Annotated in this window: 24 protein-coding genes; 20 read left to right on the forward strand and 4 right to left on the reverse strand. The window is 42.3% G+C overall.

All coding sequences use genetic code 11. The annotated features are described in order from the left end of the window. Positions 1-383: 383 nt before the first annotated feature. The 5 genes from N0M92_RS17235 to N0M92_RS17255 all read left to right on the forward strand — a co-directional run bounded on the left by N0M92_RS17235 (position 384) and on the right by N0M92_RS17255 (position 5,602). The gene (locus tag N0M92_RS17235; protein WP_260286963.1) at positions 384-2,180 is read left to right on the forward strand and encodes a LytS/YhcK type 5TM receptor domain-containing protein; all 1,797 of its coding nucleotides are present in this window, start codon (positions 384-386) and stop codon (positions 2,178-2,180) included. Next, positions 2,152-2,898, forward strand: coding sequence for a LytR/AlgR family response regulator transcription factor (locus N0M92_RS17240; protein WP_260286964.1), 747 nt, complete (start codon positions 2,152-2,154; stop codon positions 2,896-2,898). The genes N0M92_RS17235 and N0M92_RS17240 overlap by 29 nt, the downstream gene beginning before the upstream one ends. A 141-nt stretch (positions 2,899-3,039) precedes the next feature. Beyond that, positions 3,040-4,833, forward strand: coding sequence for a carbon starvation protein CstA (gene cstA, locus N0M92_RS17245; RefSeq protein WP_260286965.1), 1,794 nt, complete (start codon positions 3,040-3,042; stop codon positions 4,831-4,833). Positions 4,834-4,989: 156 nt separating this feature from the next. Then, positions 4,990-5,145: a DUF1540 domain-containing protein gene (locus N0M92_RS17250; protein ID WP_065310844.1), complete on the forward strand. Its 156-nt coding sequence runs from the start codon at positions 4,990-4,992 to the stop codon at positions 5,143-5,145. Between the two features lie 184 nt (positions 5,146-5,329). Next, positions 5,330-5,602: a hypothetical protein gene (locus tag N0M92_RS17255; RefSeq protein ID WP_260286966.1), complete on the forward strand. Its 273-nt coding sequence runs from the start codon at positions 5,330-5,332 to the stop codon at positions 5,600-5,602. Here N0M92_RS17255 and N0M92_RS17260 read toward each other — a convergent pair. The 4 genes from N0M92_RS17260 to N0M92_RS17275 form a co-directional block, all read right to left on the reverse strand. Further along, a complete protein-coding gene (locus N0M92_RS17260) occupies positions 5,593-6,243 on the reverse strand; it encodes an O-methyltransferase (protein ID WP_260286967.1) in 651 nt (216 codons plus the stop codon). The two genes, N0M92_RS17255 and N0M92_RS17260, sit on opposite strands and share 10 nt — an antisense overlap. Then, positions 6,230-6,565 (reverse strand): hypothetical protein, encoded by a 336-nt coding sequence (locus N0M92_RS17265; protein WP_260286968.1) that lies wholly within the window; start codon positions 6,563-6,565, stop codon positions 6,230-6,232. The genes N0M92_RS17260 and N0M92_RS17265 overlap by 14 nt, the downstream gene beginning before the upstream one ends. 300 nt (positions 6,566-6,865) lie before the next feature. Beyond that, entirely contained in the window at positions 6,866-7,306 is a 441-nt protein-coding gene (locus tag N0M92_RS17270) for a MarR family winged helix-turn-helix transcriptional regulator (RefSeq protein WP_260286969.1), read from the reverse strand. A 133-nt stretch (positions 7,307-7,439) separates the two neighbouring features. After that, positions 7,440-8,531, reverse strand: a complete 1,092-nt coding sequence (locus N0M92_RS17275; protein ID WP_260286970.1) for a low temperature requirement protein A — start codon at positions 8,529-8,531, stop codon at positions 7,440-7,442. 227 nt (positions 8,532-8,758) lie between these two features. Between N0M92_RS17275 and N0M92_RS17280 the strand changes: the two genes are divergently transcribed. From N0M92_RS17280 to N0M92_RS17350, 15 genes are all read left to right on the forward strand, one after another. Beyond that, entirely contained in the window at positions 8,759-9,319 is a 561-nt protein-coding gene (locus N0M92_RS17280) for an NADPH-dependent FMN reductase (protein WP_260286972.1), read from the forward strand. Between the two features lie 177 nt (positions 9,320-9,496). After that, the gene (ycaC, locus tag N0M92_RS17285; protein ID WP_144528841.1) at positions 9,497-10,135 is read left to right on the forward strand and encodes an isochorismate family cysteine hydrolase YcaC; all 639 of its coding nucleotides are present in this window, start codon (positions 9,497-9,499) and stop codon (positions 10,133-10,135) included. Positions 10,136-10,680: 545 nt separating this feature from the next. Further along, entirely contained in the window at positions 10,681-12,747 is a 2,067-nt protein-coding gene (locus N0M92_RS17290; RefSeq protein WP_260286973.1) for a BglG family transcription antiterminator, read from the forward strand. Continuing rightward, positions 12,744-13,010 (forward strand): PTS sugar transporter subunit IIB, encoded by a 267-nt coding sequence (locus N0M92_RS17295; protein WP_048883162.1) that lies wholly within the window; start codon positions 12,744-12,746, stop codon positions 13,008-13,010. The genes N0M92_RS17290 and N0M92_RS17295 overlap by 4 nt, the downstream gene beginning before the upstream one ends. A 17-nt stretch (positions 13,011-13,027) precedes the next feature. Next, a complete protein-coding gene (locus N0M92_RS17300; protein WP_076372257.1) occupies positions 13,028-13,294 on the forward strand; it encodes a PTS sugar transporter subunit IIB in 267 nt (88 codons plus the stop codon). Positions 13,295-13,324: 30 nt separating this feature from the next. Beyond that, the gene (locus tag N0M92_RS17305; RefSeq protein WP_141992243.1) at positions 13,325-14,593 is read left to right on the forward strand and encodes a PTS ascorbate transporter subunit IIC; all 1,269 of its coding nucleotides are present in this window, start codon (positions 13,325-13,327) and stop codon (positions 14,591-14,593) included. Positions 14,594-14,711: 118 nt separating this feature from the next. Next, entirely contained in the window at positions 14,712-15,557 is an 846-nt protein-coding gene (locus tag N0M92_RS17310) for an HAD family hydrolase (RefSeq protein ID WP_260286974.1), read from the forward strand. 402 nt (positions 15,558-15,959) lie between these two features. Next, positions 15,960-16,985 (forward strand): LacI family DNA-binding transcriptional regulator, encoded by a 1,026-nt coding sequence (locus tag N0M92_RS17315; RefSeq protein WP_260286975.1) that lies wholly within the window; start codon positions 15,960-15,962, stop codon positions 16,983-16,985. A gap of 245 nt (positions 16,986-17,230) precedes the next feature. After that, entirely contained in the window at positions 17,231-17,998 is a 768-nt protein-coding gene (locus N0M92_RS17320; protein ID WP_260286977.1) for an SDR family NAD(P)-dependent oxidoreductase, read from the forward strand. A gap of 35 nt (positions 17,999-18,033) precedes the next feature. Next, entirely contained in the window at positions 18,034-19,221 is a 1,188-nt protein-coding gene (locus tag N0M92_RS17325) for an iron-containing alcohol dehydrogenase (protein ID WP_260286978.1), read from the forward strand. A 3-nt stretch (positions 19,222-19,224) separates the two neighbouring features. After that, the gene (locus N0M92_RS17330; protein ID WP_260287018.1) at positions 19,225-20,658 is read left to right on the forward strand and encodes an aldehyde dehydrogenase family protein; all 1,434 of its coding nucleotides are present in this window, start codon (positions 19,225-19,227) and stop codon (positions 20,656-20,658) included. 62 nt (positions 20,659-20,720) lie between these two features. After that, positions 20,721-21,344 carry a cupin domain-containing protein gene (locus N0M92_RS17335; protein ID WP_076372264.1) on the forward strand — a complete coding sequence of 208 codons (624 nt, stop codon included), beginning with the start codon at positions 20,721-20,723 and terminating at the stop codon, positions 21,342-21,344. 2 nt (positions 21,345-21,346) lie between these two features. Next, positions 21,347-22,045 carry an alpha/beta fold hydrolase gene (locus tag N0M92_RS17340; protein ID WP_260286979.1) on the forward strand — a complete coding sequence of 233 codons (699 nt, stop codon included), beginning with the start codon at positions 21,347-21,349 and terminating at the stop codon, positions 22,043-22,045. 63 nt (positions 22,046-22,108) lie between these two features. After that, positions 22,109-22,885 (forward strand): HpcH/HpaI aldolase family protein, encoded by a 777-nt coding sequence (locus N0M92_RS17345; protein ID WP_260286980.1) that lies wholly within the window; start codon positions 22,109-22,111, stop codon positions 22,883-22,885. Between the two features lie 57 nt (positions 22,886-22,942). After that, complete coding sequence (locus tag N0M92_RS17350) at positions 22,943-24,181, forward strand: ester cyclase (protein WP_260286981.1); 1,239 nt, start codon at positions 22,943-22,945, stop codon at positions 24,179-24,181. Positions 24,182-24,204 lie beyond the last annotated feature (23 nt).

Raw genomic sequence — 24,204 nt, forward strand, 5'->3', positions numbered from 1 at the left:
AGATTTGATTTTTTAGTATTTACAGTGGTATTTTGCAATAACATAAAACAAGTGCACAGAATCTGTCGGGAACTTCTTTGACGAAAACCTTGATAAATATCTACATGAGGATGTTGACACGTTTCTGTATAAATGACTCCGTGATTTAAAAAGCCTTGGTATTCATAGGCTTTTTTTTGAATGATCATACCGGGATTGAACCAACCACCGCATTCTCATGTTCCCGATGCTATCTGAAGGCGTATGTCCCAAATGTGACATGATTAAATGGAGGTTCCTCTGTTGTTTCCATGTTCTTGGATTATCGGTGTAAAAACAAAATTCGACAAGGATTTCATCGCTGGTGTAAGATGAATGAAAAAGCCAGAAATGGGGTGAATGTTTTGGTTGGTTTATTACCGTCGCTGTTTGAAAAAGTGGGAATCATCGTAATCGCCGCATTCCTGCTTTCCTATATGAAACCGTTTCGGCAAATGATAGGCCATGAACATGATTTGTCCAAGAAAATCATGTTTATCGCACTTTTTGGGACGTTCGGCATCATAAGTAACTATACAGGGATCGAAATCGGGAATCATGCCATGCCGGAGTGGGATTGGCCTGGGAATTGGCATGCTGAGATTGCTCCCGAGAACGCGATTGCCAACACAAGGATTATGGGCGTGGCTATCGGCGGTTTGCTGGGAGGACCCTTTGTTGGATTGGGAGTAGGTTTGATTGCGGGCATTCACCGTTACTTTCTCGGGGGTTTTACGGCGGGGGCTTGTGCGATCGCTGCGATTTTGGCTGGGGTTTTATCGGGTTTTTTGGGGAAAAGGCGCCGAAAGCATGGGACGATCACCCCTTGGTTCGCCCTTCCCATTTGCATGGCATTGGAAGCGATCCAAATGGGCATCATCCTGGTGACGGCCAAACCATTTGAAAGGGCGTGGGAGCTCGTACAAGTAATCGGACTTCCCATGATCATCATCAACGGGTTCGGGACTTTACTGTTCATGCTCATCATTCAGTCGATCACGAGGGACGAGGCACGGACGCGGGCTGTACAAACCAATCTTGCGTTCCTGATTGCGGATCAGACTTTGCCCTTTTTCCGGCAAGGTCTGAATCAAATTTCATGCAAGAGAATAGCTGAAATCATCTTGGGGCTGACTGAAGCCGACGCCGTGGCCATTACCAATGAACATAGCGTACTTGCCCATGTGGGTGCTGCATCCGATCACCATGTCCCAAAGGTGGGAATAGCGACAGGCTTAACGAAAAAAGCCCTTGAACAAGGGGAAATCATCGTGGCCAAAACAAAAAAGGACATTTATTGTTTCCATGATCAATGCCCATTGGAGGCGGCCGTGGTCCTGCCGTTGCAGGTCCAACAGAAAACGGTCGGGACTTTGAAGATGTATTTCAAGCATCCGGATAAATTAAGCCAAGTGGAACAAGAGTTAGCTGAAGGGTTGGCAAAACTATTTTCCACCCAATTGGAACTCGCTAAAGCGGAAATGCAAACGAAATTATTGAAGGATGCTGAAATTAAGGCCTTACAGGCACAGGTCCATCCTCATTTTTTATTCAATGCCATTAATACGATATCCGTTCTATGCCGGACGGATGTCGAGAAGGCAAGAAATTTATTGCAGGAGCTCAGTGCCTTCTTTCGTTCTAATTTACAAGGGGCCCGACAAATTCTTGTGCCGCTGGAAAAGGAATTGGAGCATGTTAACGCTTATTTATCCTTGGAGCAGGCGCGTTTTCCAGATAAATATCATATCGACTACCGCATTGAGCCAAGGCTTAAGGAAGTTCTCATCCCTCCATTCACGTTACAGCCGCTAGTTGAGAATGCGGTACACCATGCATTTCCACCTGTGAAAGGCAAAGGTGAAATCATCATTCACGCATACTTTAAAGACCATTCATTGCAAATTGTTGTGGAAGATAACGGAAAAGGGATTTCGGGCGGGAGAATAGATGAATTGGGTAAGCATGCTGTAGAATCGACTAAGGGTACAGGAACGGCCCTTCATAATATCAGTGAACGGCTGGAAGGGATCTATAAAGGACAAGCCAGCCTCTCGATCGCAAGTGAACCGGGGCACGGAGCACAAGTGAAAATATCAATACCACTCAACGAAAAAGGAGCATATGTCAACGATGATGAAAGCATTTATCGTAGAGGATGAACCACTGGCAAGAGACGAATTGAAATATCTATTGAAGAGAAGCAGGCAAGTTGAAGTCTTGGGTGAGGCCGAGGGGATAGAAGATGCCATGAGGGAAATCTCCCGCCTTAAACCCGAACTTGTCTTTTTGGACATTGAGCTTGCAGAAGGCAATGGCTTGCATTTGGCTAAGCAATTGGCGGAACTTGACCCTGCACCTTCGCTCATTTTTGCGACCGCTTATGATGAGTTTGCCCTCCAAGCTTTCGAGTTATATGCCTTTGATTATCTATTAAAGCCATTTAATGAAAAAAGGATTCGGCAAACATTGGATAAGCTCATGAAGCAGCGGAAAATCGATAAAGGCGAATCCAGGACAGCACCTCCGGCCAGCCGTACGGCGGTGGAACAGACAGGTAAATTGGCTGTATCGATAGATGATCGGATCGTTTTGATCGACCGGGATCATATTTTGTTCATAGGACTCGTGGAAGGAAAGACGATCATTAAAACCGAAGAAATTGAATATAAAATCGGTGAGCCCCTCATCGTGCTTGAAAGGAAGCTCGATAATCGCTCATTTATACGGGTGCATCGCGGTTTTATCGTGAATGTCACCCATATATCTGAAATACAGCCTTGGTTCAACTCGACTTATAATCTCATTATGAGTGACGGATCGAACATTCCGGTAAGCCGCACATATGTGAAGGAGCTAAGGCAGCTTATCGGTTTTTAAAAATTTTCATAATTCTGCATTTTACCTTCTTCATAATGCAGTCCATCCCCCGATATCTGCATTATAACTTGAAAACCCATTGAAGCCGCTTTCATTGTGATATCATCATTTTACGATGTAAGAAATAGAGGGGGTTCAAATATGAATGCGGTTACAATTGTCATAGGCTCCATTTGTATATTAATGATTGCCTACCGTTTATACGGGACATTCATAGCACTTAAAGTATTAAAACTCGATGATTCGAAGCCGACTCCGGCCCATAAATTAGAAGATGGAAAAGATTATGTTCCAACAAATAAATGGGTGGCATTCGGCCACCATTTTGCAGCCATCGCAGCGGCCGGTCCTTTGGTGGGTCCGATCCTTGCTGCACAATTCGGCTATTTGCCAAGTTTATTATGGCTATTAATCGGGGCTGTAATCGGGGGAGCCGTCCATGATGCCGTCGTGCTTTTCGCGTCGATGCGGAAAGACGGCAAATCCCTTTCAGAAGTTGCGAAAGAAGAACTTGGACCTGTAGCAGGTTTCTTTACAGGACTCGCGATGCTTTTTATCATTACGATCACGATGGCAGGACTTTCAATGGTCGTGCTGCATGCATTGGAAAATAATCCATGGGGGACGTTTGCAGTCGGGATCACCATTCCCATCGCCATGGGAGTAGGGCTTTACCATAAAAAAACCGGCAATCTGAAAGGTGCGACCATCGTCGGGTTTGCGCTTATCATGGCCGCGATTTTACTTGGTCCGAACATTCAAGGAACGGCACTTGGTGACTTATTGACACTTGAGGCGAGCACACTTGCCATCATCCTGCCGATCTATGCTTTCTTCGCTGCCGCATTGCCTGTTTGGCTGCTGCTGGCACCTCGTGATTACTTGAGTACATTTATGAAAATCGGTGTTTTTGCCGCATTGATTATCGGCGTTTTCGTGGTAAATCCAGAAATCCAGTTTCCTGCGTTTACCGAATTCATTAATGGCGGAGGCCCGATTGTAGCCGGACCCGTTTGGCCATTCATTTCAATAACGATCGCCTGTGGGGCGATTTCAGGATTCCATGCATTTGTCGGATCGGGCACAACCCCAAAAATGTTAAACCGTTGGAGTGATATCAAATCCGTCGGTTTCGGAGCGATGCTTGTGGAATGTGTCGTTGCCATCATGGCACTGATTGCTGCGGTCTCGCTGCAGCCAGGAGATTATTTTGCGATTAACTCTTCACCTGAAGTATTTCAAACATTAGGTATGGAAACCGTGCACCTTAACGAACTTAGTGAAGAAATCGGCATTAATCTGGAAGGACGGACAGGCGGCGCAGTTACACTTGCTGTCGGCATGACCTATATTTTTACCGAAATTCCCTTCTTTGACAAACTGGCTTCGTTTTTCTTCCAATTCGTCATCATGTTCGAGGCGGTGTTCATACTAACCGCAATCGATTCAGGGACACGTGTTGCCCGTTACTTAATCCAGGACTTCTTCGGGGAGTTCTATAAACCATTAAAAAGGGTCGACTGGCTGCCGGGTAACATCTTCGCCAGCGCGTTAGCCTGCTTTATATGGGGATACCTGCTTTACTCTGGGGACATTAGTTCGATCTGGGCACTCTTTGGTGTATCCAACCAGCTCATGGCCTCGATTGGACTCATCATCGGTGCGACCGTCGTATTGAAAATTGCAGACAAACGCTGGTATATGTGGACATGCCTCGTACCCCTTGCCTACTTATATGTAACGGTTAATGTAGCAGGGTATTGGATGGTCAGAAACGTATACCTGAACCCGGACTCTGCAGGATTCAGCATCCTGAACGGAATATTATCGATCACCATGTTAATCCTGGGCTTGATCATTCTGGTTGCCGCCTTGAAAAAATGGCGGGAACTTTGGAAAATCCCGCAAGCAGAACTACTGAAAAGAACAGCATGAGCATAAAAAAAATCCGGGTGGAAGCTGCCCGGATTTTTGTTCGTTGCGAGTGTTAGAAAATGTTCTCAATTTCGTTTGCCTTAACAAAAACCTGAAAAAGGAAAGTATCAATAATCTCAACTTTGTTAATGATAGCAAATGAGGAGGTGTAATAAGATGGCAAAAGATGTTCTATGTGAAGTGAATAATTGTAAATACTGGGATTCTGGAAACAAATGCAGTGCAGATGCTATTTATGTTGTCAGCCATAAAGGGAATCAAGCATCAAATAGCAAAGAAACGGATTGCAAAACATTTGATCCAGAAATTTAAATCATCGAGGGTAACCATCAACTGGTTACCCTTCTTTCTTTTTATTATTGATAATAAAAATCATTTTCATTCAAGATTATAGAAATTCATTTCATTTTTCTTCATGAAAAGGATATTTAGGCGATAAATACGAGAGTATGGGCGATAGTTCGCAAATTTACTCGTAAAATTGGCTGTGTTACTCGTGAGTTTAGCTATTTTACTCGTGAATTTGGGCACATTACTCGTGAGTTTAGCTGTTTTACTCGTGAGATTGAGCAATTTACTCGTGAGTTTGGCTGTTTTACTCGTGAATTCGCACTTTACTCGTGAGATTGAGCGATTTACTCGTGAAATTGAGCAATTTACTCGTAAGTTTAGCTGTTTTACTCGTGAGTTTAGCTATTTTACTCGTGAGTTTAGCTGTTTTACTCGTGAGTTTAGTTGTTTTACTCGTGAATTCGCAATTTACTCGTGAGTTTGAGCACTTACCTTTGAAAGAGTCAGCCCATCACCGATCGGAATGAGCATGGATTCCAGTTGAGGGTGTTTGGCAACCGTTTCATTGAATGCTTTCATGAATGCAGTGTGACGTTCAGGTTCAGCATCCGGATCTGCGACACTGCCCCTCGCAAGTACGTTATCCATGACGATCAAAGCACCCGGTTCCGCCAGCTTAATGCAATATTGCAGGTAATTTTCATAATTGTCCTTGTCGGCATCTATAAAGAAAAAATCAAATTTCTTGTTATCTTGAACGAGTTTTTCAAGGCTTTGCAGAGCTGCTCCGGTCATATATGATACTTGATCGCCAAAGCCGGCTTTGGATAGATTGCCATATGCTAACTTGGCGTATTCCTCCTTTAATTCAAGGGAGGTTAATGTTCCTTCACTGCCGAATCCCCTGGCAAGGCAAATCCCGCTATAGCCCCCAAGAGCCCCTATTTCCAAAACATTTTTAGCTCCTGAAATGGATACAAGCATTGTAAGAAGTTTCCCAGATGAGGGGGATACCGATATGGACGGCATTCCGTTTTCTTGTATGGACGTAATGACTTCTTCCAATAGGCCATCTTTTGTATAAAATACTGAATCGATATACTTGTTAATTTGTTTCATTCATTTCCATTCCTTTCTCATCATTATTGGAAGTTTCTTTTTCTTCACTTTTCTTATCGGCTGCTTCATTTTCTTGTATTTCAAATAATTGAATGAATTCGTTGATTAACATATCAATGGCCTTCAATTCACCGACTAAGATTTGATTAATGGATTGAAACTCTGGTTTATCTAACTGTTCCTTAATGGTGGAACGTTTAACATTCATCATTTCTAAAAAAGCAACGGCCCTTCCGCGGCGAAATGTTTTTGGTCCGCGATGGTGTGAACCGTGGTCTTTTCCTTTGTGATGGCGTTCTTTTTTGAGTTCTTCGTTTCTCATGTTAAAACCTCCTTTTGTGTATACATATGTATACGATTTTTTGTCTTGTGTTAAATGTATACATATGTATACAAATTGTCAACTGATAATAGAATGGAAAAATTAAAATACCGTTTATTAAAAGTTTGTCTAAATTGTGAATTCGTTATTTAGAGAGGCAAAAAAGTACTTACATCCAAAAATTTTTTTTTGTTATAGTAACAAATAGACCGGTTGGTATGGTGGGGTTTCACTGTTCATGAAAAAACCGAAGTAACAAAGGTAAAAAAACAGATCACCATTCTAGCAGGTGATCTGTTTTCATTTTTGAACTTTACTAAGTAAATCTAAAAGCTGCTGCTTTTCCGCCTCATTCAAGTTGGCAAACTGTGATGCATGAAAATGTTCTTGTTTTGGAACAACTTCATGAAAAAACTCTTTTCCTTCCTCTGTCAATGAAAGATATTTTGTTTTCCATTCCTGTTCCCGTTTAATCAATCCCAACTCTTCCATTTTCCTTATTAGTTGAGTGATATTGCCTTTTGTCACAAAAAGCTTGTTTGCCAGTTCTTGCTGAGACAATCGTTCATGTGAACCTACTTGAACCAGGATATCGAATTGGGCTGCCGATAGATTCCATTTCTTTAAATGTTGATTGGATTCCCGGATGCTCTGGTTATATATTCGTGTTATTCGGAACCATAACATTAAACCTAGTCGTTCCTCATTAGATGCGGTGGGATTCGTTGTGTTTTCTTTCATGAATGTCACCTCATTCTTTCTTCGTCACAATCAGCTTATGAATAAACCAATAGGGTGTCAAATGCAAAAACTTCCATCCTCGAATCAAAGAAACCAGTATGATCAATTGATACTGGTTCCTTTGATTCCTTCATTATGTAGTCGTTAGTTTAGCAAAGATGATAAAAAACAGTGTTAATTCGCCTATTATCACAATATTCGGTACCCCGACAAACAAATTAAAAATAAAAAAGATAGCTAAAATCCCTAAAAATAATCCTAAATGATAGATTTGCAACCGCTGGTGCTTATGTCTATATTGATGGAAAACAAAAGTGGTTGACATGAAATAGAGCAAAACGGAACCGAAAACAAAATATAGGATAAAAGAATAATGGACTTCATGTAAAAACAATAATCTGATGGCTGCTGCAATCATGCTTATGGACATTAAAATAAACAGATGACCGTAAATGATGATTTGGCCGGAAGATTGTACAGACTTGTCGACCTTTTTCTCCATGTTATCGAAATATTGCCACCACATAGCTATTATCAGGGCAAATGAAATGATGGAAAAGGCTATCGAATCCCAATTTCCTTGTTTAGGCTGAATGACCGCAAGAGTGCTCACAAGAGCTTCCCCAAAAAGAATGATGGTAAATAGGCCAAAGCGCTCCAACAAGTGGGCCGTATTTGTAGGAACCTTTTCCAAGCACTTTCTTCCAAGGATTGGGATGATGATATCGATCAGGATGCCCAAATACAGCACAGCATATCGAAGCCAGGAATCAAAAAGGACGGAGAACAATGAAATGGCAATTCCAATCCAAAAATACCTTCCCAAAAAGAGTGCTGCCTTTTTTCGAACTCCCTCTTCTATCCGCTGTACAACAAGGTATTGGATGGCAGTCACGGCTCTTAAGCCAATATAACCAATTAAAAAAGAAAGATAATAAGGATCAAAATCAACAGATAAGCTTGATGTCATAATGAGGACAAAGAACATTTGCAATATCAAAAATAGCCGTTGATGAAATACATCCTTACCAAACCGGTTAATAAATATGGTTTGCCCTACCCAAGCCCACCAGATAGGAATAAAAATCAACACGAACTTAAATAAATACTCTGGATGGATATATCCATCTTCAACATGCAGTAAAACATGAGTGGCGCCCGCAACGGCTGCCACAAATAACAAATCATAAAAGAGCTCTAACCATGTAACTTTCTTTTCATCCATTTCCGCACTCCTCCCGGTCGCCTTATAGTTTATAGTATGTTGTGAATATTCAGAAAATGGAAGAGGGACTTTGGTGCATGCAATTTAGAATTCATGTTTATTTTAGGAAGTTCTTTTTACCCAGCTATTATGTTTTGCCATATTTAGTGATTAGGAATAACGTCACTTTTTTGACTTTGGTATATTATGGTACTATAGGAGATGATTTCAAAACGGGAGGGAAGTAGATGACCAGAACCATCGGCCTTATTTGCGGCAGTTTACGGGAAAATTCTTATAATCGAATCATCGCACAATCATTGACAGGTATGGTTGATTCTTATCAATTTCGCTGGATCGAAATTCATGATCTTCCGTTGTTTAACGAAGACTTGGAATTAAGCGGCGTTCCAGAAGCAGTGACGTCATTTAAATCAGCCATTCAGGATGTTGACGGTATCATTATCGTAAGCCCAGAGTATAATTCCGGAATACCAGGCGTATTAAAAAATGCATTGGACTGGGCATCAAGACCTCGGGAGTCCGCTGTACTTACCAAAAAACCAGTTGGCCTGATCGGTGCAACTCCTGGGGGAATGGGCACTGCATTTGCTCAAATGCAAATCAGGCAAATATTGGAGGCCATGCAAGTTCATGTTCTTCCATTTCAAAAAATGCTGATATCGCAAGTACATAAAAAGATTGATTCTGATCGGAAAGTTCTTACTGACGATCAAACAAAACGTTATCTTGAGCGTTATTTACAACAATTCATTCATTGGATCGATCACACTCCGGTTCTAGATTAATTAGCCATAGTCAATGATTCTTATTATATAGATGATTGACAGGCTATAAGTTTATAGATAAACTTATAAATAACAATCAGTTAAGTTATAAACTGATTGCAACCAACGAAGGAGTTGGGGGAATTTCCCTACATATGAACTTTCTTCGATAGCTTTAATAAAAGGGGGACTTTAAAAATGTCTGATCTCTATTCTCGTATTTCCAAAGATGATGCTGCCGTTCTGCTAGTCGATCATCAAACCGGTCTTATTTCAGGGCTAGTGCGTGATTATGGTGTTGATGAATTCAAGAACAATGTTATGGCTCTTGCCAACACCGCAAAGTTTTTTGATTTGCCAGTCATTTTAACAACGAGCTTTGAAAACGGACCGAACGGGCCGCTCATGCAAGAATTGGAAGAACTCTTTCCTAACGCACCAAAAATAGCTCGCCCTGGACAAATTAACGCATGGGATAATGAAGATTTTGTTAAAGCAATCGAAGAAACCGGAAAAAAACAACTAATCATCGCGGGCGTTGTTACGGATGTCTGCGTTGCTTTCCCGGCACTTTCCGCTTTGAACGCTGGTTATGAAGTATTCGCTGTCACGGATGCTTCTGGAACAGTCAGCAAACAAGTAGCTGATGCGGCTTTAGCACGTATGGCCCACGGCGGTGTGCAGCTTATGAACTGGTTTAGTGTAGCGTGTGAATTACAGCGTGATTGGCGCAATGACGTTGAAGGATTTGGTGCTTTACTTTCCAGCCAGCTTCCAGGTTATCAAAATATCATCGGGAGCTATAGGGGAGCTCAGCGCGATTTCAGCAAAATATAAAGACAAATGAAGGAAGGGACATTTGTCCCCTCTCAGACTGTAGGCAAACTTGATGAAAATCGAGTTTGCCTACAGTTTTTTTTATGTCCTCTCCAGGCACTCGCTTTCCGCGGGCGGTCCGGGAGGCTTTGTTTTAAAGACTATGATTTTAAAACAAGATCCATTAATGGCTTTTTGACTGTTTTATGAAACCCTCAATGGATTTCCGAAATCAACTCCGAACGTTTTTTGAGGGTTTGTGAAATATGTCATTTTGATTGGCTGAAGAATGCGTATTCCGAATTCCATCGCCAAAGTTTAGCCCCTTTAATACGGCTCATCATGCCAAACCCTCAGCTACACCCCGCCCCCAGACTTCACTATCGTGCATTCCAATATGCCTCGAATTTTATTGTAAATCGCTTACGAAATAAAAAGATGCGGTATTGTGCACAATTGTTTAAAGAGTATATTATTGTGCAGTACCTATGACAACATTCGGACTTAGAAACGCTACATTTTTAATAAGAAGTGAGATATCGTAGAAGCAGGGAGAGGGATTGAGAATGTTTTTAGATGAAAGAAGCGCCAATTTACTAAAACTATTACAGCATTCGCCCATTTCAAAAATGAAAGAACTTGAAGCCCAAACAGGTCTGACGAGAAGGCAAATCCAATATGGTCTGAGCAAAGCGAATGACTGGCTCCAATTTCATGGATATCAACCGATTCAATATAATCGTGAAATGGGCTACTCCTTTTCTGAAACGATCAGGGATGAAGAATTGAATGTAAAACTGACAAAACGCAATTATATATTTTCAGAGACAGATAGGGAAAAAGTTTTTTACCTCATGATCCTGTTAAGCAGAGAAGAATTGTCCGTCTATCATTTCCAGACCATCACCGGGCTTTCACGTAATACGGTGTTGAAGGATTTAAAAAGACTTAAAGAGAAAAACAGGGACATTTCGCTCAAAATCCAGTACTCCAAACAAGATGGCTATGTGGTAATTGGGGAAACCCGAGAAAAGAGATATATCATCGAACGTCTCGTGCATGATGTACTGAACAGTCCCAATAGTGAATTGATCATGGAATGCATATGGGGAAATCATGAAAAGAAAATCAGCCCGATCCGGTTACAGCTTGAAAGGATCGAACGTAAATTGGGCATCACCTTTACGGATGAACGGCTTCATGAACTGAGCTATTTATTTCTATGTACTGATCAGCTCATAGGAAAAGGGGAAGAGTTACAGGCAGACCAGAGCTGGGCCCCGTTTGTTGCGACGGAAGAATACAAAATGGTTGAGGAAATGACCAGAACGAATGCCTTTCAATCAGTATGGAGCGAAACGGAAAACTTATACGCAACCTTACATTTATTGAGCATGAATCGAACGAAGGATATTTCGCCTCTTAAGGATGATGAAGCCATTCAACATCTTTTGCAGGAAATCGTGGCAGAGTTCGAGAGGCTGGCATTTGTTCACTTGAAAGACAAAGAACAGCTATTCCAACAATTATACGTTCATTTCAAACCGGCATATCATCGCCTGCGGTATGGTCTCCCGCAAATGAACCCGATGACGGGAAGGGTGCAGAAGGTCTATCCTGAATTGCATCATTTGACAAAAAAATCCCTGTGGGTGCTGGAGAAAGAAATTGGTTGTCCGGTATCGGAAGAGGAAGTCGCATACTTCACCGTCTATTTTGGCGGATGGCTGCGCAGGCAAGGGACGACATTGGATGATCGAAAACGGGCAATTGTCGTATGCCCGAATGGCATTGGCATCAGCAATATCCTCATTTATACATTGAGGGAATTATTTCCGGATATATTGTTCCTGGACGTTCTGTCCGTTAGAAAAGCGGCTGAATACCCACTGTCGTACGATCTTGTTTTTTCAACGGTGCATATGAGAACAAAAGCGGCATTATTCGTTGTACCGCCCATTTTGGAAATGCAGGACAAACATACATTGCGCCAGCAGGTCATGCAGGAATTGTATGGATATACGACGGAAAGTGTGGATGTTGCAGCTTTATTAAAGATCATATCCAAGTATGCAACCATCCATGAACAGGATCAGCTTGAAAAAGCTTTGAAGTCGAATGTGTATACCCATACACCAAAAATAACCCAATTTTCTTTAAAGGAGGCAGAGAAGCCTGTGTTAGAAGAACTGCTCAATATGCAAACGATTCAATTACAGCGGCATGTTTCCGATTGGAAAGAAGGCATTCAAGTCGCGGCCAAGCCTCTCGTGGACTTAGGAACCGTAGAGGAACGGTATGTGGATGCCATGATCGAGGCGATAGAAACGAATGGACCATATGTAGTGATAACGCCTGGAGTGGCGATTCCCCATGCACGTCCGGAGCAGGGGGTCAGGTCTTTATCCATGAGTTTGCTGAAATTGGATGAAGCCGTGGACTTTGCGCCGGATAAACCGGTACGCCTGATAATCATTTTGGCGGCCGTGGATAACGATTCGCACCTGCGGGCATTGATCCAGCTCACTCAATTATTGAATGAACCAGCCAATATAGAAGAAATTTTAAGCACTTCAGATAAATCGGTCCTTATGGAGTACGTTCATAAATATTCGAAGGAGGAAGCGGAATGAAAATCATGGTAGTATGCGGAAACGGATTGGGAAGCAGCTTCATCATGGAGATGAATGTGAAGAAAGCGTTGACGGAAATGGGCAAGACAGCCGAGGTGGATCATACGGATCTGGCATCCGCAAAAACGGTTCAGGCGGATATTTTCCTGGGGGCGGCGGATATTGTCGGTCAGCTGGATGATGGAACCCGGACGATCGTCACACTGGAAAACATGATGAGCATCCCTGAAATCAAATCTAAATTGGAAATGCATGTAGGATAAAAAAAGGAGAGATTGATATGAAGAAAATCATGGTAGTATGCGGAAATGGATTGGGAAGCAGCTTCATCATGGAGATGAATGTGAAGAAAGCATTGACGGAAATGGGTAAGACAGCCGAGGTGGATCATACGGATCTGGCATCCGCAAAAACGGTTCAGGCGGATATTTACCTGGGAGCGGCGGATATTGTCGGTCAGCTGGATGATGGAACCCGGACGATCGTCACACTGGAAAACATGATGAGCATTCCTGAAATCACATCGAAATTGGCTTCACATCTATAAGAAGTAAACATAAGAAGAGGGGGAGAGGCAATGCTGGAACTTATCATGAATGACATCTTGGGTACACCTTCCATACTTGTGGGGCTGTTTGCCCTCATCGGCCTGCTGTTACAGCGGAAATCCAGTGCGGATGTTGTATCTGGAACGCTAAAAACCGTCATGGGCTTCATTATCATTGGAGCGGGAGCGGCAGTGCTCATTGGCGCCCTTGATATATTCAGTAAAATGTTCGATCATGCATTCAATGTACAAGGCGTCATACCGAATAACGAAGCCATTGTCGCAGCCGCCCAAAGTGATTTTGGGACTTCGACTGCACTAATCATGGTTTTTGGTATGGTTGTCAATGTATTGCTGGCTCGTTTCACGCCATTTAAATATATATTCTTAACGGGACACCATACCTTATTCATGGCTTGTTTACTTGCAGTCACGCTTTCGGTCGGCGGGCTCAATGGATTTCCGCTTATCTTGGTCGGTTCCATTCTATTGGGAGTATGCATGGTGATGTTTCCAGCCCTCCTTCAGCCATACGTACGGAAGATTACCGGAAGCGATGATTTTGCCATCGGACATTTTGGGACAATCGGATATTTTGTATCCGCGACTGTTGGAAAATGGTTTGGAAATAAGGAAAAAACGACAGAGCAAATCAAGGTTCCAAAATCTTTAGGATTCCTGAGGGACACATCAGTCGCTGTATCGCTTACAATGACGATGTTCTTCGTGATCGTCGCATTATTTGCCGGACAGAACTATATTGAAACGGAATTATCCGGCGGTTCGAACTTCATCGTATTCTCTTTCATCCAGGCGATAACATTCGCTGCAGGAGTCTATATCATCCTTGCAGGAGTACGGATGTTAATTGCTGAAATCGTCCCTGCATTCAAAGGGATTGCCGATAAAGTCGCGCCGAATACAAAACCTGCATTGGACTGTCCGACCATTTTTCCATTCGCTCCAAATGCAGTGATCATCGGGTTCCTATTCAGTTTCTTGGCTGGACTATTATCCATGTTCCTCCTTCCGGTACTTGGATTGAAAGTAATCGTTCCAGGGCTCGTACCGCATTTCTTCACCGGAGCTGCAGCAGGAGTATTCGGAAATGCCACAGGAGGCAGACGCGGAGCGATGCTTGGATCCTTTGCCAACGGGCTCATCATTAGTTTCCTGCCGGCAATACTCCTGGTCTTCTTGGGGGATGTAGGGTTCGAAGGTACCACATTCGGTGATTCGGACTTTGGTGTGGTCGGTCTCTTGATCCTAAGCGTCATGAAACTTTTAGGATTATCCTAAACTGTTATACTGATAAGTAAAGAAACAAAAATAAATGAATGAAACCAACAGCCTAAGATCTTTATAGATAATGGGCTGTTGGCATTTTCATATCATTCGGATTTTTGAGGTGATTTGCATGACCAACAAAGCGATTGTGCTCGATTTGGATGGCACGACATTGAACGAAAGAAACACTGTGAACGAGACGCTGGAACAATACATAGGTGAACTCAGGAAAAGAGGGAAGCTGATTTTCATTGCAACAGGAAGGACGCTTGAAGAAATGAGGGACGTTTTGCCATCCGGCATGGAAACCGATGGAGTGGTGACTGCCAATGGAATGTCCGTATTCATCGGAAAGAAGCAGATAGTCGAACACGCCCTGCCGCCGGAACTTGTGGAAGAATTGGTCGCCAAAGCAGGAGCGGAAGAGATTTTTTACGAAGTTCATCCGAACGATGGAACACGGATGGCATTACTTAAAGATAAAAACTATATGGTTAAACAAGGTTTGATGCCAAAGCCTGAGACAGTCGATGAAAATGAATGGCTATCAAGACAGGATGCAGTGGAAGACAAAATAAGATGGTCAGAACAACTGGATATAAGCAGCGTAGCCAAAATCTACTTCTTCAGCAATGAAATGAATACGATTCGAAAATGGAAAGCGGAGTTGGGGAGAATCAAGCAGTACAATGCCTTTACCACAGCCTCCTCCACCCATCATAATGTAGAAGTGACCGTGGAAGGCATCACAAAAGCAACAGGCGTTCAACTGCTGCTGAAGCATTTCCAGCTGGCACCGGAAAATATCCTGGCAGTAGGCGATGGCGAAAATGACCTCCCGCTATTTAAACTCGCCGGGCATTGCGTTGCCATGAAAAACGCCACGGACCTGGTCAAAGAACAAGCCGATGAAGTGACGGAGCATTCATATCGAGAAGACGGACTATATCGCTTTTTAAAGGGAATGTTTCACTAAGATCACCTGGAAGGCAAGAAGATCCAAACTAGTTTGTAAAACTTGAACGTTGATTGGAAGGTAGGGCACTCGCTTTCCGCGGGCGGCCCGGGAGCGGATTTCTGAAATCAACATCGAACGTTTTTTAATTGTATGAATGTCTGCAGACTGGAGCCCATCTTTAGAGAGGGGCTCCTCTTTCTTTAGGAAGCTAAGATAAGAAACAAAGGCTGATTCATTCCACATATTTTGGGAAAAGTCCAAACTGACGCAACTCAGAACCCAAAACAGTTCCATAACTGGAAGAAAAATTTTAAATATTATGATATATTAAAGGGAAATCATAATGTTCATATTGATATAAAAGCGTTATTTTAGTTTCCTAGGATAACAATTTCTAGACGTAGAAAGGATTAATGAAGCATGAAGAGAGTGACGACAGAAGATGTGGCAAAAATAGCGGGTGTTTCGCAATCAACAGTTTCCAGGGTGTTGAATGATTACCCTTATATTAAGAAAAACACGCGTGACAAGGTTCTTGCTGTAATCAATGAACTGGGATTTACAAGGGATGAAATTGCCAGAAGCCTCGTAGAAAAAAGAACCAAATCAATAGGGTTGATATTAGGGAGCATTTCAAATCCATTCTTTGCCGAAACGGCGGAAGTCATCATAGAAAGGGCACAAGAATTAAAATATGATGTCATCGTTTACAACACTGGGCATAAAGATGAAAACTTGGAACAAGCCATTAATTTGCTGATTGGCAAAAGGGTAGAGGGAATCATCCTTACAAGCGTTAGTAAAAATTATACTGATAAAATCAAGAAGCTACATGATAATGGATTTCCCGTATTATTATATAATAGTTTCCTCGATATCAAGGACGTAAACTTTATCGTAATGGACAATAATAAAGGCGCCAGGCTCGCTGTACAGCATTTAATAAAATTAGGACATAAAAAAATAGCGAAAATATCCGGCCCATCCAAATACTTGGCGACTTATGAACGAACGGTGGGTTATAAAGAAGAGTTGTTGGAGAACGGCTATGAAATTGATGAAGGTTTGATTTTCAATAGCGAATTTTCCTATGACAAGATTTATTCATTTACAAAAAAACTGTTGAAAAAGAAGGACAGGCCGACTGCAATCATTGCCGCGTCTGATCAGATGGCTCTCGCAGTCCTAGATGCAGCTTCAAGCCTGAATTTAAAAATCCCTGCTGATTTATCCGTTGTCGGGTTTGATAATATAAGATTGTCCGCTAATGAATTTATAGGGCTGACCACAGTATCCCAACAAATGGATCAAATGTCTTTAACAGCTTTGGAAAAATTAATCTACCTCATAGAAAATAAAGAAACATCATCTTCATCCATACAAATTTTCCTTAAGCCTGAACTGATGGTCCGTAAAACAACAGGGCCAGCCCCCAAACAAGATTAAGGGTAAAGGCCGGTTTTGGATTGGACCTTAAGTGTTTTAACACTCCTTTAAAAGAAATCGGTCATTTTTAAAAATTTTAGACTTAATATTATTTTTACTATTTACAAAAGTCAGAAAGTTGTTTATATTTTAACTTGTAATCGCCAATAAGCATTTTGTTTCATTTTGAATACGTATTCAAAATGAAAATGCAAAATGTCTGAATGTACAAAAATCGCCTCGATGAGGTAAAGATAGGTGATAGATTGGATATAAATCATTTATTTAATTTAAGCGGTAAAGTGGCCATCATTACAGGAGCAAGTAAAGGAATCGGGAAAGACTTAGCCCATTTGCTCGCGCAGGCTGGGGCCGATATAGCGATAGTTGCCCGCAATGAAGAGCAACTCGATGAAGCGGCACATGAAATTGGGCAAACCGGTGCAAATGTTTTACCCGTTTCATTTGACTTAACAAAGGTTGATGAAACGGCGGGAGTAATGGAGGGAATATACAAGCACTTCGGTAAGATTGATATTTTAATAAATAATGCAGGAATAAACGTGGCAAAGTCAGCTGAAGTGTTGACATCGCAAGATTGGGATACAGTACTGGACATAAATTTAAAAAGTGTATTTTTTACGAGCCAAGCTGCAGGGAAGTATATGATCGACCAAAAAAAAGGCAAGATCATAAATATGTCTTCGCAAATGGCATTCGTCGGTTATTACAAACGGGCTGCATACTCCTCCAGTAAAGGAGGCATTACACAACTGACGAAAGCGCTTGCGATAGAGTGGGCTCCGCATCAAGTCAATGTCAATGCCATTGCTCCAACCTTCATTGAAACACCGATGACCAAGCCGATGTTTGAAGATGAAGCGTTCAAAGAGGAAGTATTGAGCAGGATTCCGCTTGGAAGACTTGCTAAAACGGAGGATTTATTTGGCGGCGTGGTATATCTGGCATCGGATTGTTCAGATATGATGACAGGTCAAACATTGTTGGTTGATGGCGGTTGGACTGTCTGGTGAGTTTTTTTGAATACGTATTCAAAGGAGGGTAAAAAATGTCAGCTGCTCAAAATGTAATCCATGATTTTCGAATGCCGACTGTTTTTCGGTTTGGTGTTGGAGCATTTACGACGTTAGTAAAGGAAATAGAAGAGCTGGGAGCAAAGAAGGTTGCGATTGTAAGTGACAAAGGTCTGGAAAAAGTGGGCGTTGTTCAAAAAGTGTTGGATCACATTATGCCCCTTTCCATACCAACCATCACATATACGGAGATTTCGGGAGAGCCGACGTTTCAGCTCTTGAAGGATGCCGTACAAACGCTGGATGCAGAAAAATGTGATGTAATCATCGGAATCGGCGGGGGAAGTGCGCTGGATGTAGCAAAAGCAAGTAGTGCTTTATGCGGGAAAGGCGATATAACAACTTATATAAACGGCGAAAAAGTAGTTGAATCGAGAACGGTCAAATGCATTCTTTTGCCGACAACTTCAGGAACAGGTTCGGAAGTGACGATGAATGCCATTTTCGGTGATGAAGAGCAGCAAGTAAAAAGAGGGATCGTAAGCCCGGTATTCCTTCCGGATGTAGCGATCATCGATCCGGAATTGACCATTTCCTGCCCGGCACGAGTTACCGCGGCATCAGGGGTGGACGCCTTTACACATGCTATTGAATCGTATATTGCCATCAAGGCTACACCGCTTACGAAAGTTTATTCAGAGAAAGCGATGAAACTATTTCCTGCGAACATTACAAGAGCTGTCCATAACGGAAATGATTTGGAATCTAGAACCGGAATGAGCTGGGTAAGCTCGTTAGCTGGTGTGGCTCTAGCAAATGCAGGGGTTGGAGCGGTACATGCTCTGGCATATCCGCTTGGCGGTAAATATCATATTGAGCATGGAGTCGCAAATGCCCTTTTGATGCCATTTGTTTTCGAAGTGATTGGGAAAACATGCATGGAAGAAATGATGGATGTAGCGTCCTTTTTACAACTGGGTGATTTCAAGGCACAACCAAGCGAAGCGTTAAAGGCAGTTGTTGATTATATGTATCAGCTTCTGGAAGATCTTGATTTACCTACATCGTTATCAGAACTTGGGATTGAAGAGGACTCATTACCGATGCTGGCGGAACAGGCTGCAAAAATTGATCGCTTGCTATCGAATACTCCTTATAAGCTAAATGAACAAAAGATTCTCGGAATCTACCAAAGCGCCTTTAAAGGAAGGGTGGGAAACTGATTGATCACGACCAATTCAGATAAAAAGAGATTATACATTGGCGGGAAGTGGCTGGAAGGAAATAATTATTACGATCTTCGGTCTCCTTACTCCGGAAAAGTGATTGCGCAAGTGCCTTTGGCAGGAAAGGAAACCGTTCTAAAAGCGATAGAATGTGCTGAACAAGGTGCAAAAGAAATGAAAAAGTTAACGGCCCTTGAACGCTCAAATATATTAGAACGTGCAGCAGGAATCTTTAAGGAAAGACTTGAGGAATGTGCACTAATACTCACTAAAGAAAATGCTAAGCCCTTGAAAGCTGCAAGAGGAGAAATATTACGCACGATTGAAACATACAAGTTTGCAGCAGAAGAGGCAAAACGGATCCATGGTGAAACGATTCCTATGGATGCCGCTAAAAATGGCAAAGGCCGTTTTGCTTATACAAAGCGTGAACCGCTTGGCGTTATTGCCGCCATTACACCATTTAACTTTCCATTTAATTTAGCGGCACATAAACTTGGACCTGCGTTTGCAGCAGGCAACTCCGTCATTTTAAAGCCTGCTTCACAGACGCCGCTTAGTGCATTGGCTGCAGCTGAAATTTTTGAAGAAGCAGGTTTACCTAAAGGCGCGCTGAATGTTGTCACGGGTAAAGGAAGCGTCGTCGGCGATGTATTGGTCACTGATCCGAGAATTAAAATGGTTACATTTACAGGAAGTGTCGAAGTCGGGTTGGGGATCAAAGAAAAAGCGGGTTTGAAAAAGGTGACATTGGAGCTTGGTTCAAATTCAGCTGTCATTATTGACAGTGCTGATGACTTGGATGCCGTTGCACTGCGCTGTACAGAAGGTTCCTTTGTCTATTCAGGTCAGGTTTGCATCTCTGTCCAACGAATTTATGTACAGGAAGATTTATATGAGCCATTTTTGCAAAAGTTTATAGAAAAGACGAAGAAGCTTAAATTTGGTAACCCTGAATCAGAAGATACAGATCTTTCCGCGTTGATCTCCATAAATGAAGCAAAACGAGTGGAAGGGTGGATCGAATCGGCCAGAATGGCTGGAACGGAAATCGCATATGGCGGTCAAAGAACAGGTGCAGCCCTTCATCCTACCATTATCAAGAATGCAGGGCCAACACAGGAAATAAGCTGCAAAGAAGCATTTGCCCCAATCGTTTCAGTGAATTCCTACAGCACATGGGATGAAGCCATCGACCTTGTGAATGATTCTATATACGGCCTTCAAGCAGGTGTATATACGACCTCGATGCCAAAGGCTTTTGATGCTGTTGAAAGGCTTGAAGTCGGTGGTGTCATCGTGAATGACATACCATCCTTCAGGGTTGACCAAATGCCATATGGCGGTGTGAAAAACAGCGGGAATGGCAGGGAAGGTGTTAAGTATTCAGTCGAGGAAATGACAGAATTAAAACTAGCCGTCTTTACTCTCTAATTAGATATGTCATCCAAATGGAGCAATGAAAAAAATTAACGAACACGGAAGGGGAAACTAAAATGTCAGTACAAGAGCCTAAAGTAAAAAAAGCCGTAACGAATGAGGAAATGGAAAACAATTGGATCGTTCGTTTCGATCAAATGAAATCAAAAGGAATACCGTTAATGTTCATTGATAGTATCATTCCGGGTCACCAACGCATCAACTATACATTAATAGGCGATACAGCAAGTGAAAATGATAACTTCACTCCTGAAATTACTGAGCCGCATGGTTTTCAAATTGGAATGGTGAAAGCCCAAAAAGGAAACGGGCCTGCTTACCATACGCATGATTACATTGAATCCTTCCTACCCCTTTCAGGAAAATGGCGTTTCTACTGGGGCAAGGGTCCAGATGAAATTGATGGCGAAACGATCATCGATCAATGGGACTTAATTTCATTACCGCCAGGCTTATGGAGAGGTTTCGAAAACATCAGTGAAGAAGATTCTTGGATCTTCGCCGTTCTTGAACAACATAAAGTATTTGATGGAAAAGACCCTTACTGGTCGCCAAAAGTGATCAAGGATGCAGCTGAATATGGATTTTTTGCCAATGATTTAGGCAAAATGATCAAACCTGATAACTTTGAAGAACTTGAAAAGGAAATTGCCGATAAATTGAAAATGGGTGAAAAATAAGGATGGACAAAGTACCGCTCATTTTGCTTCCGGGCACACTTTGTGATGAACGTCTATGGGAAACTGTGAACCTGGCAGATCTTGCAGATGTGAAAGTCTGTGATGTGTCGAAGGCTGATACTATAGAAGGAATCGCAAAGTCGGTATTGGAAGAGGCCCCTGATAAGTTTGCACTTGCAGGCTTATCACTTGGTGGCATCATTTCTCTGGAAATCATGCGACTTGCACCGGAACGGATCATGAAATTGGCCTTGCTTGATACAAATCCAAATCCTCCGACCTTGGAACAAATCGAAGGTTGGGAGAGGTTCATCGATATGGCGAATAATGGTCAGTTTCTGGATATTACAACCCATCACCTTCTGCCGGTGTTAATCCATCCAGACCGTAGAAATGATGAAGCATTAGTTTCCAAGATTATCGCTATGGCTGAAAAAGTCGGCATTGAAGGATATATCAATCAATTAAAAGCAGTGATGACGCGTTCGGATCAACGTCCCATCCTTCCTGCCATTGAATGTCCGACCATGATTTTGGCAGGAGGGGAAGACAGGGTATGTCCCCTGCATATGTCCGAGTATTTAACGGAAAACATCCCGACGGCGAGCCTTAAAATCGTAAGCCATTCAGGACATTTGAGCCCTTTGGAACAGCCTGAAAAAGTAAGCGCTGCATTGAGAAAATGGTTGACGGGTGATTGAAATGCCGGGAACAGAATGTGATCTTTACAGCATTGAACGAGTCTGTGGAAAGAGAGGAAGACGATGAAGAATAATGCCATAAAGGAAAAAATCAAACGTGGGGAACAAGTTCTTGGTGCATTTTTAGGGATAAATTCCCCCCCATTAGTCGAAATGCTCGGTTATGCCGGCTTTGATTTCGTCGTAATTGATGACGAGCATGGTGCATTCAGTCCATCAGAGCTTGAAAACATTATCCGTACGGCAGAGTCTGTTGGGCTTGTCCCGATCGTCCGGGTTTCATATGACCCTTCCAGTATTCAAAAGGCTTTGGATCGCGGGGCAAAAGGTGTACAAGTACCGATGGTCAATACAAAGGAAGAGGCTCTTGATGTAGTTAAGCGGGGTAAATTCCCCCCATATGGAAATAGAGGGGTATCGTATTCAACCAGACCGGCGCGTTACGGAAAAGATAGCGGAAAACCCTATTTAGATGAGAGTAATGAAAATGTTATGATAATTGTGCATATTGAAACGCTTGATGCAGCAACCAATTTTGAAGATATTGCAACAGTCCCTGGAATAGATTTGGCATTTATCGGTTCCACAGACCTCTCGGTGAACATGGGTTATCAACTGGAAGGCGCAAGTCATCCTGAAGTGCAAAAGGTCATCAATGAACTATTCATAAAATGTAAAGAACTCGATGTGCCGATCGGGACCGTAGCCAGTAACATCGATGCTGCAAATGGAGCTTTTGACAAAGGCGCAAAATTTGTTTGCATCGTGTTATATAATGTGATTACTACTGCGTTATCGGATGTTATCTCTGCAAGCAAGGCCACTCAATCTGTTAAATGACTTTACAAGAATTCCTGCATTTTGACGAATTTACTTTATACGAAAAGGATGGGTATTATGGCAGAAAAGAAGACAGGTTCAATTGAAGTAGCACCAAAAGAAGAAAAAACAGCAAAGAATACAATCCAACCGGTCAAGAAATCAGCAAACTTCATTTTCTATGCTGATGCTGAAGACGTTAATATGCTCGATACAAAAGATGATTATGATTACATTAATATAGAAGAAACGAATCAAAAGAAACAGAGGATGAACGGTTTTAACCCAGAATACAATAACATCGTTGATTATATTGTGAAAATCACGCGGCAAATCTGGAAAGAGAAAGACATCGGGCTCATTTACGATACGTATAGCACAAGCATATCTGTTCATAAAGGGTTGATTAATAGTCATGGGGTTAACGAAGTCATTTCAGGGACGCTGCAAACATTGCACGCTTTTCCGGATCGGAAAGGGCTGGGATGGAGTGTAATTTGGTCAGGTGATGATGAAGCAGGGTTTTTCACTTCACATCGAGGACGTTCCGTTGCAACGAACCTTGGAGATAGTTTATACGGTCCTGCCACCGGAAAGAAAGTGATGTTCAGAACCAGCGCCGATTGTATGATTTTAAATAATAAGATTTACGAAGAATGGCTTGTGATGGATACATATCATCTTGTCCTTCAACTCGGATTGGATCCGGTCGAGTTTGCTAAAAAAATGGCTAAAAGTACGCAGAAGCTTGCTCCGGCTATACAGTTTGGATTTAAAGAGACAGCAGAAACGGGACTTCCTCCAAAACTATTCACTCCATCTTCTGATGAGTTCGAGATAGGGGAGTTCATGCAGCTTGTATTCAATCGAATTTGGGCTCGGCGCTCATTTAATTTTGTTCGGGAATTTTATGAAGAAAATGCAGTCGTTCATTATGTCTGCAACAAGGATGTAATCGGAGTAAGTGAAATTCAAGGAATGTTCATGAGCCTCTTTGCCTCCATACCGAATGGGAAAGTGATTCTCGAAAGGGTAACTTGTAATAGACGAGGGTCCGACAGTGATTGGGATGTAGCGGTTCGCTGGAGAATACAAGGCGTGCACGAAGGAACAGGATACTTTGGGGCCCCAAGCGGAAAAGCCATTGATATTGCTGGCATCAGCCACTATAAAATCCGTAATGAAAAAATTTCGGAAGAATGGCTATTGTTTGATGGAATGGAAGTGTTGCGTCAGATCTATTTGCCTGATGAAAACGAATCACAACAAGATGGTGAATCCACAATCGATGATGGGAATTTTACCGGCGTATCTTGATTGACCAGCTGACGGCTGTGCAG

The sequence above is a fragment of the Peribacillus aracenensis genome (genome assembly GCF_025175645.1).
GTDB classification, from domain to species: Bacteria; Bacillota; Bacilli; order Bacillales; family DSM-1321; genus Peribacillus; species Peribacillus aracenensis.

Bases quoted from the DNA above. Each gene is read 5' to 3' on its own strand.
- N0M92_RS17240 (WP_260286964.1), top strand. From the start codon at position 2,152: ATGATGAAAGCATTTATCGTAGAGGATGAACCACTGGCAAGAGACGAA.
- cstA (WP_260286965.1), top strand. From the start codon at position 3,040: ATGAATGCGGTTACAATTGTCATAGGCTCCATTTGTATATTAATGATT.
- N0M92_RS17250 (WP_065310844.1), top strand. From the start codon at position 4,990: ATGGCAAAAGATGTTCTATGTGAAGTGAATAATTGTAAATACTGGGAT.
- N0M92_RS17260 (WP_260286967.1), bottom strand. From the start codon at position 6,243: ATGAAACAAATTAACAAGTATATCGATTCAGTATTTTATACAAAAGAT.
- N0M92_RS17265 (WP_260286968.1), bottom strand. From the start codon at position 6,565: ATGAGAAACGAAGAACTCAAAAAAGAACGCCATCACAAAGGAAAAGAC.
- N0M92_RS17270 (WP_260286969.1), bottom strand. From the start codon at position 7,306: ATGAAAGAAAACACAACGAATCCCACCGCATCTAATGAGGAACGACTA.
- N0M92_RS17275 (WP_260286970.1), bottom strand. From the start codon at position 8,531: ATGGATGAAAAGAAAGTTACATGGTTAGAGCTCTTTTATGATTTGTTA.
- N0M92_RS17280 (WP_260286972.1), top strand. From the start codon at position 8,759: ATGACCAGAACCATCGGCCTTATTTGCGGCAGTTTACGGGAAAATTCT.
- ycaC (WP_144528841.1), top strand. From the start codon at position 9,497: ATGTCTGATCTCTATTCTCGTATTTCCAAAGATGATGCTGCCGTTCTG.
- N0M92_RS17290 (WP_260286973.1), top strand. From the start codon at position 10,681: ATGTTTTTAGATGAAAGAAGCGCCAATTTACTAAAACTATTACAGCAT.
- N0M92_RS17295 (WP_048883162.1), top strand. From the start codon at position 12,744: ATGAAAATCATGGTAGTATGCGGAAACGGATTGGGAAGCAGCTTCATC.
- N0M92_RS17300 (WP_076372257.1), top strand. From the start codon at position 13,028: ATGAAGAAAATCATGGTAGTATGCGGAAATGGATTGGGAAGCAGCTTC.
- N0M92_RS17305 (WP_141992243.1), top strand. From the start codon at position 13,325: ATGCTGGAACTTATCATGAATGACATCTTGGGTACACCTTCCATACTT.
- N0M92_RS17310 (WP_260286974.1), top strand. From the start codon at position 14,712: ATGACCAACAAAGCGATTGTGCTCGATTTGGATGGCACGACATTGAAC.
- N0M92_RS17315 (WP_260286975.1), top strand. From the start codon at position 15,960: ATGAAGAGAGTGACGACAGAAGATGTGGCAAAAATAGCGGGTGTTTCG.
- N0M92_RS17325 (WP_260286978.1), top strand. From the start codon at position 18,034: ATGTCAGCTGCTCAAAATGTAATCCATGATTTTCGAATGCCGACTGTT.
- N0M92_RS17335 (WP_076372264.1), top strand. From the start codon at position 20,721: ATGTCAGTACAAGAGCCTAAAGTAAAAAAAGCCGTAACGAATGAGGAA.
- N0M92_RS17340 (WP_260286979.1), top strand. From the start codon at position 21,347: ATGGACAAAGTACCGCTCATTTTGCTTCCGGGCACACTTTGTGATGAA.
- N0M92_RS17345 (WP_260286980.1), top strand. From the start codon at position 22,109: ATGAAGAATAATGCCATAAAGGAAAAAATCAAACGTGGGGAACAAGTT.
- N0M92_RS17350 (WP_260286981.1), top strand. From the start codon at position 22,943: ATGGCAGAAAAGAAGACAGGTTCAATTGAAGTAGCACCAAAAGAAGAA.